We start from the raw sequence: 9816 nt of genomic DNA on the forward strand, positions 1-9816 counted from the left end.
GGACCGTAGAGCGCCATGGATGGCGCGAACGAGCCCCCATGGATGGGTTTACGGCGTGTCCCGCAAACCCGCCCCCGCCGGCCCAGCTCAGGCCATGCGAAGGCCAGCGGCTGTTCGCCCAGATCCATCGCCAGCCGGGCAAGGCCCGGCGACGGATCGGGATGCTCGATTCCTGCGGCAACGAAGGCCTGAACCTGAACAGAGGAAGCAGGAAGGTAAAGCCGATTTGGCATCAGCCCGCTTTTGCGCTAATGTAATAGCGCGCTATTACATTGATACGATGAAAATCCGCCCTGTCCCCCGTGAAAAAGACCCCCAGGCCGACCTGGACAGCCTTGCCGGCGCCTTTGCCGGCCTGTCCAGCGCCGAGCAGGTCACTGCGTTCCTGCGCGACCTGTGCACCCCGGCCGAGCTGGAGGCGCTGTCCGACCGCTGGAAGGTGGTGCCGCTGCTGCGGCAGGGCGTGCCGTATCGCGAAATCCATGAATTGACCGGTGTCAGCGTGACCACCACCGGGCGCGTGGCGCGCTCGCTGGACCATGGCCACGGCGGCTACGCCGCCGCCATTGCCGCGACCGCCACGCCTGCATCCCCAGAATCCGAGTAGAGACCTCCCCCATGAGTGCAACCCAGACCGCCCCGGCACGTGACCGGCTGCGTATTGCCATCCAGAAGAGCGGGCGCCTGGCCGAACCGGCGCGCAGCCTGCTTACCGCCTGCGGGCTGAGCTGGCGGCAGAGCCGCGACAAGCTGTTCTGCTATGGCGAATCGCTGCCGGTGGACCTGCTGCTGGTGCGCGATGACGACATCCCCGGCCTGATCGCCGATGGCGTCTGCGATTTCGGCATCGTCGGCCGCAACGAACTGGACGAGCAGGGCGCCGCGCGCCGCCGCATCGGCCTGCCGGATGCCTACCAGGCCCTGCGCGGGCTGAACTTCGGCCAGTGTCGGCTGATGCTGGCCGTGCCCGAGGAATGGGATTGGCAGGGCGTGCAGCAGCTGGCCGGCAAGCGCATCGCCACCAGCTACCCGGCGATCCTGGCCGACTGGCTGGCCGAGCGCGGCGTGGATGCCCAGGTGGTGGAGCTGTCCGGTTCGGTGGAAATCGCGCCCCGACTCGGCACCGCCGACCTGATCTGCGACCTGGTCTCCAGCGGCGCCACCCTGGCCGCCAACCAGCTCAAGCCGGTGGAAACCCTGCTGGAAAGCGAAGCGGTGCTGGCCGGCCCGGTGAAGACCCCCGACGATGCCCGCGCCGGCCTGATGGCCATGCTGCTGCGCCGCCTTGACGGCGTGGTGAAGCTGCAGGACAGCAAGCTGCTGATGTTCCGCGCCGAACTGGACCGCGTCTCCGAACTGACGCGCCTGCTGCCCGATGCCGACCCGCTGGTGCAGCTGCCCGATGATGGCGGCAGCCTGCGTTTGCAGACCATGTGCCACGGTGCGTTGACCTGGCAGCGGTTGGAAGAGCTGGAGCGCGCAGGCGCCCAGGGGTTGATGGTGTTGAGCGTGGAGCGGTCGCTGGCATGAATCGTCTGCAATGGTCCCAGTTGAGCGACGCCGAGCAGGCACAGGCGCTGCAGCGCCCGGTGCAGGCGGTTGCAGCGCGTACCCGCGAATCGGTGGCCGCGTTGATCGCGGCGGTGCGCGACGATGGCGATGCCGCGTTGCGTGAGATCAGCCTGCGCTTCGATGGCGTGGCCCCGGCCTCGTTTGAAGTGAACGACGAAGAATTCGCCGCCGCCGAGCGCGCGGTACCGGCCGAGCTGCGCCAGGCGATGACCGAGGCCGCCGACCGCATCCGCCTGTTCCACAAGGCCGGCATGAGCCAGGGCTACGCGGTGGACACCGCGCCGGGCGTGCGCTGCGAACGCATGGTGCGGCCGATTGGCCGGGTGGGGCTGTACGTGCCGGCGGGCAGCGCGCCATTGCCGTCCACCGCATTGATGCTCGGCGTGCCGGCGCAGCTGGCCGGCTGCCGAGAAGTGGTGCTGTGCACGCCACCGCGTCGCGATGGCAGCGCCGATCCGGCCGTGCTGGTGGCCGCGCGCCTGACCGGCGTGCACCGCGTGTTCAAACTGGGTGGTGCGCAGGCCATTGCCGCCATGGCCTATGGCACCGCCAGCGTGCCCGCCTGCGACAAACTGTATGGCCCGGGCAACAGCTACGTGACCGAAGCCAAGCAGCAGGTGGCGCAGGATGGCGCGGCGGCGATCGACATGCCGGCCGGCCCGTCCGAAGTCCTGGTGATCGCCGATGCCGGCGCCAACCCCGCCTTCGTCGCCGCCGATCTGCTTTCGCAGGCCGAACACGGCCCCGATTCGCAGGTGCTGCTGCTCACCGATGACGCCGGCATGCTGGCGAAGGTCGAGGCGCAGGTGCAGGCACAGCTGGCGCAGCTCTCGCGCGCCGACATCGCCGCGCAGGCACTGCAGTCCTCGCGCCTGATCCTGGTCGATTCGCTGGTGCAGGCGTTCCAGATCAGCAACCGCTATGCGCCCGAACACCTGATCCTGGCGCTGCGCGAACCCCGCGACTGGCTGGCGCAGGTGGAAGCGGCCGGGTCGGTGTTCCTCGGCGATTACACCCCCGAAGCGCTGGGCGACTACTGCAGCGGCACCAACCACGTGCTGCCTACCGCCGGGGCCGCACGCGCCTACAGTGGCGTAAGCGTGGCCAGTTTCCAGAACATGATCAGCGTGCAGGCCGCTACCGCGCAGGGGATCGCCGCCATCGGCAACTGCGCGCGCGTGCTGGCGCGAGCCGAAGGGCTGGATGCGCACGAGAACGCGGTGGCACTGCGCATGGAGACCGCCGCATGAGCGCCGGTACCGTGCTCGATCTGGTCCGCAGCGACCTGCGCGCGTTCGCCGGTTACTCCTCGGCCCGCAGCAGCGCGCTGGTGGGCGACGTGTGGCTCAACGCCAATGAATCCGCGTGGACCAATCCGGCCGACGCGCAGGGCATTGCCCGCCGCTATCCCGAACCACAACCGGAAGCGCTGCGTGCGCGGCTGGCGGCGATGTATGGCTGCTCCCCCGACCAGCTGTTGATCGGACGCGGCAGTGATGAAGCCATCGACCTGCTGGTGCGCGCCCTGTGCGAACCCGGCCGCGATGGCGTGCTGGTAACCCCGCCGGTGTTCGGCATGTATGCGGTGTGTGCGCGGCTGCAGAATGCACCGCTGCTGGAAGTGCCGCTGCGGGATGTGGGCACTGCGCTGGAGGCGGATATCGACGCCATCATCGCCGCCGCCCTGGCGGGTAACGCCAAGCTGGTGTTCCTGTGCACGCCGTCGAACCCCGCCGGCAGCACGATCTCGCTGGACGACATCGAACGCGTTGCCCGGGCGCTGCAGGGCAGGGCGCTGGTGGTGGTGGATGAGGCCTACGGCGAGTATGCAGAGCAGGCGTCGGCCACCAGCTTGCTGGCGCACCGTGACAACGTGGCGGTGCTGCGCACCCTGTCCAAGGCCCACGCCCTGGCCGCGGCACGGATCGGCGGCCTGATCGCCGCCCCCGCGTTGATCCAGACGCTGCGCCGTTGCCAGGCGCCGTACCCGGTGCCCGCGCCGTGTACGGCACTGGCCGTGGCCGCGCTGGAACCGGCAGCGCTTGAAATCACCGCGTCGCGCGTGGCCCAGGTCAAGACCGAACGCACCCGCCTGGCGGCGGCCCTGCAGCAGGCTCCCGGCGTGGCCCGCGTCTACCCCTCGCAGGGCAATTACCTGCTGGTCCGCTTCAGCGACGCCCAGGCCGCGTTCGACGCGCTGCTCGCCGCTGGCGTGGTGGTGCGCGACCAGCGCGCTGCCCCGCAACTGCACGATGCGCTGCGCATCACCATTGGCAGCCCGGAGGAGAACGACCGCGTGCTCCAGGTACTCAGCGCCCGGAGGGCCGCCGCATGACCCCCATCCTGTTCGTCGACCGCGACGGCACCCTGATCGAAGAGCCCGCCGATTTCCAGATCGACGCCTACGAGAAGATCCGCTTCGTGCGCGATGTGATCCCGGCGATGCTCAAGCTGCGCGATGCCGGCTACCAGTTCGTGATCGTCAGCAACCAGGACGGGCTGGGCAGCGAAGGCTACCCGCAGGCGTCCTTCGATGGCCCCAACGACCTGATGCTGCAGATCTTCGCCAGCCAGGGCATCGTCTTCCGTGACGTGCTCATCGACGGTACCTGGCCGCACGACAACGCACCCACGCGCAAGCCGGGGATCGGCATGATGCTGCCGTACCTGCAGGACCGCAGCATCGACTGGGCGCGCTCGGGCATGGTCGGCGACCGCCCCACCGACATCCAGTTCGCGCAGAACATGAACATCCGCGGCTTCCAGCTGCGCACCGACCAGTTCGGCGGCGAGTGGGACTGGAACGGCATCGCCCATGAACTGGCCGATGCGCCACGTCGCGCGACCGTACAGCGCAACACCAGGGAAACCCGCATCCGCGTCGAGGTCGACCTGGACCGCAGCGCCGAACCGCAGACCCACACCGGGCTGCCGTTCTTCGACCACATGCTGGAGCAGATCGGCAAGCACGGCGGCTTCGCGCTCAGCGTGCAGGCCGAAGGCGACCTGCACATCGACGAACACCACACCATCGAAGACACCGGCCTGGCGCTGGGCCAGGCCCTGCGCGAAGCGCTGGGCGACAAGCGCGGGATCGGCCGCTACGGCTTCACCCTGCCGATGGACGAGACCCTGGCCAGCGCCGCGCTGGATTTCAGCGGCCGCCCGTACTTCGTGTTCGAAGGCGAGTTCAAGCGCGAGCGCGTGGGCGACATGCCGACCGAGCTGGTGCCGCACTTCTTCCGCTCGCTGTGCGATGCCTCTGGCCTGAACCTGCACCTGAGCGTGCGCGGCGACAACGACCACCACAAGGTCGAAGCCTGCTTCAAGGCCCTGGCCCGCGCACTGCGCCAGGCGCTGCCGCGCCAGGGTACCGCGCTGCCCAGCACCAAGGGGGCACTGTGACCGACGTTGCCCTCATCGATGCCGGCGGCGCCAATCTCGGCTCGGTGCGCTACGCACTGGAACGGCTGGGTGCGCGCGTGCAGCTGGTGCGCGACGCGGCGGGGCTGCGGGGCGCATCGCGGGTAATCCTGCCGGGGGTGGGCGCTGCCCCGCACGGCATGGCCTGCCTGCATGCGCAGGACCTGGTGCAGCCGTTGCGTGAGCTGCAGGTGCCGCTGCTGGGCATCTGCCTGGGCATGCAGCTGCTGTTCGAGCACTCCGAAGAGGGCAACGTGGAATGCCTGGGCCTGCTGCCCGGCGTGGTCCGCCACCTGCACCCGGCCACCGGCATCCGCGTTCCGCACATGGGCTGGAACCGGCTGCTGCCGCTGCGCCAGGCCGCGTTGATGGACGGCGTGGCCGACCGCGCCAGCGCCTACTTCGTGCACAGCTATGCCGCCCCCTTGAACGAACACACCGTGGCCGCCTGCGACCACGGCGGCCTGTTCGCGGCGGTGGTGCAGCGCGGCCGCCACAGCGGCGCGCAGTTCCACCCCGAGCGTTCCGCCGCCACCGGCGCGCGGATCCTGCGCAACTTCCTCGAGAACGAACCCGCATGAGTTTCACCGTCTATCCCGCGCTGGACATCCGCGAGGGGCGCGTAGTGCGCCTGCTGCAGGGCGACTATGCCCAGCAGACCACCTACGGCGACGACCCGCTGCCGCGTGCGAACGCCTTCGCCGCAGCGGGCGCACGCTGGATGCACCTGGTCGACCTGGACGCCGCGCGCGCCGGTGGCTACACCCTGGCCCCGCTGCTGAGCGCGATTGCCCGCGAAAGCGGCCTGAACGTGCAGACCGGTGGCGGCATCCGTCGCCGCGACGACGTGGCGCGGCTGCTGGACGCCGGCGCGGCGCGCGTGGTGGTGGGCTCGGTGTCGGTACGCGAGCCGGACACCGTGATCGGCTGGCTGCAGGAGTTCGGCGCCGAACGCCTCACCATTGCCCTCGACGCGCGCCAGGCCGACGACGGCCGCTGGCTGCTGCCGGTGCATGGCTGGACCGAAACCGCCGACGTGACCCTGGACGTGCTGGCCCAGCGCTATGCGCAGGCCGGCATGCGCCACCTGCTGTGCACCGATATCGCCCGCGACGGCATGTTGTCCGGCCCCAACATCGGCCTGTACCGGCACCTGTCCGCGCTGCTCCCCGGTGTCGCGGTGCAGGCCTCCGGCGGGGTGCGCAGCGCCGCTGACGTGGCCGAAGCCAAGGCCGTCGGCTGCGGCGGGGCGATCCTGGGCAAGGCGCTGCTGGAAGGCCGCATGACCCTGCAGGAGGCGCTCGCATGTTGAGCCGTCGGCTGATTCCGTGCCTGGACGTACGCGATGGCCGCGTGGTCAAGGGCGTGCGCTTCCGCGACCACGTGGACATGGGCGACATCGCCGAACTGGCGCTGCGCTACCGCGACCAGGGCGCCGACGAGCTGGTGTTCTACGACATCGGCGCCAGCCCGGAAGGGCGCGCGGTGGACGTGGGCTGGATCGAGCGCATCGCGCGCCTGATCGACATTCCGTTCTGCGTGGCGGGGGGCATCAGCGACGTGGAGACCGCCCGCCGCGTGCTGTATGCCGGCGCGGACAAGATCTCGATCAACTCGCCCGCACTGGGCCGCCCCGCGCTGATCGAAGAGCTGGCCGACGCCTTCGGCGTGCAGTGCGTGGTGGTCGGCATCGATTCGGTGCGCGAGCCCGATGGCGAGTGGCGCGTGCGCCGCTTCAGCGGTGACCCCGACAAGACCCAGGCGGTACCGGTGCGGACGCTGGACTGGCTGGTGGAAGCCCAGCGCCGTGGCGCCGGCGAGATCGTGCTCAACTGCATGGACAGCGACGGCGTGCGCCGCGGCTACGACGTGGCCCAGCTGCGCCAGGCGCGTGCGCTGTGCAGCGTGCCGCTGATCGCTTCCGGCGGTGCCGGCGACATGCAGCACTTCGCCGATGTATTCGACCAGGCCGATGTTGACGGCGCCCTGGCCGCCAGCGTGTTCCACAGTGGCGCCATTGCCATTCCCGCGCTCAAGCAGTTCCTGCGCGAGCAGCAGATCGAGGTTCGTGATGTCTATTGAAGTATTGCCCTCCCGTGAGTCGCTGGAACAGCTGGACTGGGCCAAGGGCGATGGGCTGTTGCCGGTGGTCGTGCAGGACGCCGACACGCTTGCGGTGCTGATGCTGGGTTATGCCAACGCCGAATCGCTGGCGCTGACCCTGGAAACCGGGCACATGACCTTCTACAGCCGCAGCAGGCAGCGGCTGTGGACCAAGGGCGAATCGTCCGGCAACGTGCTGGCGGTGGTCGCCGTGCGGGTGGACTGCGACCGCGACACCCTGCTGGTGAGCGCGCGTCCTGCCGGCCCGACCTGCCATACCGGCAGCGAAAGCTGCTTCGCCCAGGCGCCGGGCAATTTCCTCGGTCGTCTCGACGCGCTGGTGCGCGAACGCGAACAGCAGCGCCCGGCCAACAGCTACACCACCAGCCTGTTCGAGCAGGGCCTGCGCCGGATCGCGCAGAAGGTGGGCGAAGAGGGCGTGGAGACGGCACTGGCCGGCGTGGTGCAGGACGATGGGGCATTGCTCGGCGAATCGGCCGACCTGCTGTTCCACCTTACCGTGCTGCTGCGCGCCCGTGGGCTGTCGCTGCAGGACGCGGTGGGGGTGCTGGTGGCTCGCCACGCCGGTTGAGCGGGCGGCGCGCCATTTAACGTCGTTGAAACGGGCCACAGGCGATCATGTGCGGCTTTACAATCGCCCACCTCCAACGGAACGCCTCGATGACCCGCACTGCTGCCTGGCTGGCCTGCCTGCTGTTGATGTCCGCACCTGCCTGGGCCAGCGAGGCCACCGTGACCGGCAAGGTCTACCAGGAGCGCGACGGCAAGCCCGGCCGCGGTCCGACCGACCCGGCGCTGGCGGGCGTGCAGGTCTCCAACGGTGAGCAGATCGTGCGCACCGCCGCCGATGGCAGCTACAGCCTGCCGGTGCGCGATGGCCAGACCGTGTTCGTGATCAAGCCCGACGAATTCCGCTTCCCCGCCGCCGCCAACGGCATGCCCAGCTACTGGCGGCACTACGCCCCGCAGGGGTCGCCGCGGCTGAAGTACGACGGCATCGCCGCCACCGGCGGCAATGTGCGCAACTGGGATTTCGCGCTGGAGCCGGTCAAGGACGCCGACGCCGCACGCGCCGGCTTCGAGATGCTGGTGTTCACCGATTCGCAGACCGCCAGCCGCCAGGACGTGGGCTATTACCAGCGCGCCATCGTCGAACCGATCATCGGCAAGCATCCGGCACGGCTGGGCACCACGCTGGGCGACATCGTCAACGACGACCTGTCGCTGTACCCGCAGATCAACAAGGCCACCGCACAGCTGCAGGTGCCGTGGTTCCATGTGCCGGGCAACCACGACCTGGACATGGATGCCGGCGACGACCGCCATTCGCTGGACAGCTGGCGCGCGGTCTATGGCCCGGACACCTACGCGGTGGAGGAGGGCGGCGCCAGCTTCGTGTTCCTGGACGACGTGGTCTACGACCCGACCGCCAAGCCGAAGTACGTTGGCGGCCTGCGCCCGGACCAGTTCACCTTCCTGGCCAACTACCTCAAGAGCGTGCCGCGCGACCGCCTGCTGGTGCTGGGCATGCACATTCCGCTGTTCGATGCCGCGCCCGGCCGCGAGACCTTCCGCCACGCCGACCGCACGCGCCTGTTCGCACTGCTCAAGGATTTCCCGAATGTGCTGGTCCTCAGCGGGCACAGCCACACCCAGCAGCACTACTACCACGGCGCGGCCGAGGGCTGGCAGGGCAGCAAGCCGCTGCATGAGTACAACGTGGGCGCGGCCTGCGGTGCGTTCTGGTCAGGCGTGAAAGACAGCAGCGGCATTCCCGATGCCACCATGAGCGATGGCACCCCGAACGGGTACGCGGTGCTGTCGGTGAAGCCCGGCGGCGAATACGGCCTGCGCTACTACGTGGCGCGCGCCCCGGATGATTACCAGATCGCCCTGCACGCACCCAAGGTGCTGCGCAAGGGTGCCTACCCGGCGTGGGGCGTGTACGCCAACGTGTTCATGGGCCAAGCCGACACGCTGGTGGAGTACCGCGTCGACGATGGCGCATGGCAGAGCATGAAGCGCGTCGAGCAGCCGGACCCGCGCCTGGTCGTCGAAAACGTCGCCGACGACACCGCCGAACGCCTGCGCGGTTTCGACCGCTCGCCCGAAGCCACGCCTTCACCGCACCTCTGGCGTGGCGCGCTGCCGACGGATCTGTCCGCCGGTGCCCACAAGGTGGAAGTCCGCGCCGTACACGCAGACGGCCCAACGGCAACGGCCAGCACCACCTACCGCCTCCAGGTGGCCAGCCCGTAACGGCGCGGCGCAATACGCTCCGGTACGGCACCCAATGCTTTGCAAAGCCAACACGATCACCGAAAATCCCGGCAATGACATCGAATCCACCCAAGGCCTGCGCGTGAGCGTTGTAACCGCGTTCCCGGACGCGCATCCGGTCCACCCGCGCCCGGGTTCCCAAGGCGACACGTTGATCGTCGCCGATGTCGGCGGCACCTATGCGCGCCTGGCACTGGCCGACGTGGTGCCAGGCCAGGCGCCGCGCATCCGCAACCTGCGCCGTTACGCCTGCGCCGAGTTCACCAGCCTGGCCGCCATCCTCGCCGCGTTCCGCGCCTCGCAGCACCTGGCGCCGGCTACCGCCGTGGTCGCCATTGCCGGGTTGCTGGAAGGCGACCACCTGGTCAACACCAACCTGCCGTGGCCGGTCTCCGTGGCGGCCACCCGCCGCGATGC

The 9816-nt window shown here is 69.4% G+C and carries 12 protein-coding genes; 11 read left to right on the forward strand and 1 reads right to left on the reverse strand.

Translation table 11 applies throughout. The annotated features are described in order from the left end of the window. The coding region (locus QMX79_RS18050) for a hypothetical protein (RefSeq protein WP_282247997.1) at positions 1-233 on the reverse strand (233 nt) is incomplete at its 3' end. Positions 234-280: 47 nt separating this feature from the next. On the opposite strand from QMX79_RS18050, the gene QMX79_RS18055 reads away from it, so the two are divergent. From QMX79_RS18055 to QMX79_RS18105, 11 genes are all read left to right on the forward strand, one after another. After that, positions 281-607 carry a YerC/YecD family TrpR-related protein gene (locus QMX79_RS18055; protein ID WP_282247999.1) on the forward strand — a complete coding sequence of 109 codons (327 nt, stop codon included), beginning with the start codon at positions 281-283 and terminating at the stop codon, positions 605-607. Between the two features lie 11 nt (positions 608-618). After that, positions 619-1530, forward strand: coding sequence for an ATP phosphoribosyltransferase (gene hisG / locus QMX79_RS18060; RefSeq protein ID WP_282248000.1), 912 nt, complete (start codon positions 619-621; stop codon positions 1528-1530). Next, the gene (gene hisD, locus QMX79_RS18065) at positions 1527-2822 is read left to right on the forward strand and encodes a histidinol dehydrogenase (protein ID WP_282248001.1); all 1296 of its coding nucleotides are present in this window, start codon (positions 1527-1529) and stop codon (positions 2820-2822) included. Before hisG ends, hisD begins: the two co-directional genes overlap by 4 nt. Continuing rightward, complete coding sequence (gene hisC / locus QMX79_RS18070; RefSeq protein ID WP_282248002.1) at positions 2819-3907, forward strand: histidinol-phosphate transaminase; 1089 nt, start codon at positions 2819-2821, stop codon at positions 3905-3907. The genes hisD and hisC overlap by 4 nt, the downstream gene beginning before the upstream one ends. Next, positions 3904-4977 (forward strand): bifunctional histidinol-phosphatase/imidazoleglycerol-phosphate dehydratase HisB, encoded by a 1074-nt coding sequence (hisB, locus tag QMX79_RS18075; RefSeq protein WP_282248003.1) that lies wholly within the window; start codon positions 3904-3906, stop codon positions 4975-4977. The genes hisC and hisB overlap by 4 nt, the downstream gene beginning before the upstream one ends. Continuing rightward, positions 4974-5576 carry an imidazole glycerol phosphate synthase subunit HisH gene (gene hisH, locus QMX79_RS18080; RefSeq protein WP_282248004.1) on the forward strand — a complete coding sequence of 201 codons (603 nt, stop codon included), beginning with the start codon at positions 4974-4976 and terminating at the stop codon, positions 5574-5576. Before hisB ends, hisH begins: the two co-directional genes overlap by 4 nt. Further along, positions 5573-6307 carry a 1-(5-phosphoribosyl)-5-[(5-phosphoribosylamino)methylideneamino]imidazole-4-carboxamide isomerase gene (hisA, locus tag QMX79_RS18085; protein WP_282248005.1) on the forward strand — a complete coding sequence of 245 codons (735 nt, stop codon included), beginning with the start codon at positions 5573-5575 and terminating at the stop codon, positions 6305-6307. The genes hisH and hisA overlap by 4 nt, the downstream gene beginning before the upstream one ends. After that, complete coding sequence (gene hisF, locus QMX79_RS18090; protein WP_093534485.1) at positions 6301-7077, forward strand: imidazole glycerol phosphate synthase subunit HisF; 777 nt, start codon at positions 6301-6303, stop codon at positions 7075-7077. The genes hisA and hisF overlap by 7 nt, the downstream gene beginning before the upstream one ends. Continuing rightward, positions 7067-7690 (forward strand): bifunctional phosphoribosyl-AMP cyclohydrolase/phosphoribosyl-ATP diphosphatase HisIE, encoded by a 624-nt coding sequence (gene hisIE / locus QMX79_RS18095; protein WP_282248006.1) that lies wholly within the window; start codon positions 7067-7069, stop codon positions 7688-7690. Before hisF ends, hisIE begins: the two co-directional genes overlap by 11 nt. A gap of 89 nt (positions 7691-7779) precedes the next feature. Further along, entirely contained in the window at positions 7780-9378 is a 1599-nt protein-coding gene (locus QMX79_RS18100; protein WP_282248007.1) for a calcineurin-like phosphoesterase family protein, read from the forward strand. A gap of 34 nt (positions 9379-9412) precedes the next feature. Then, on the forward strand, positions 9413-9816 hold a 404-nt coding region (locus QMX79_RS18105), incomplete at its 3' end, for a glucokinase (RefSeq protein ID WP_282248009.1).

Source organism: Stenotrophomonas sp. PS02300 (assembly GCF_029959395.1).
GTDB classification, from domain to species: Bacteria; Pseudomonadota; Gammaproteobacteria; order Xanthomonadales; family Xanthomonadaceae; genus Stenotrophomonas; species Stenotrophomonas maltophilia_AD.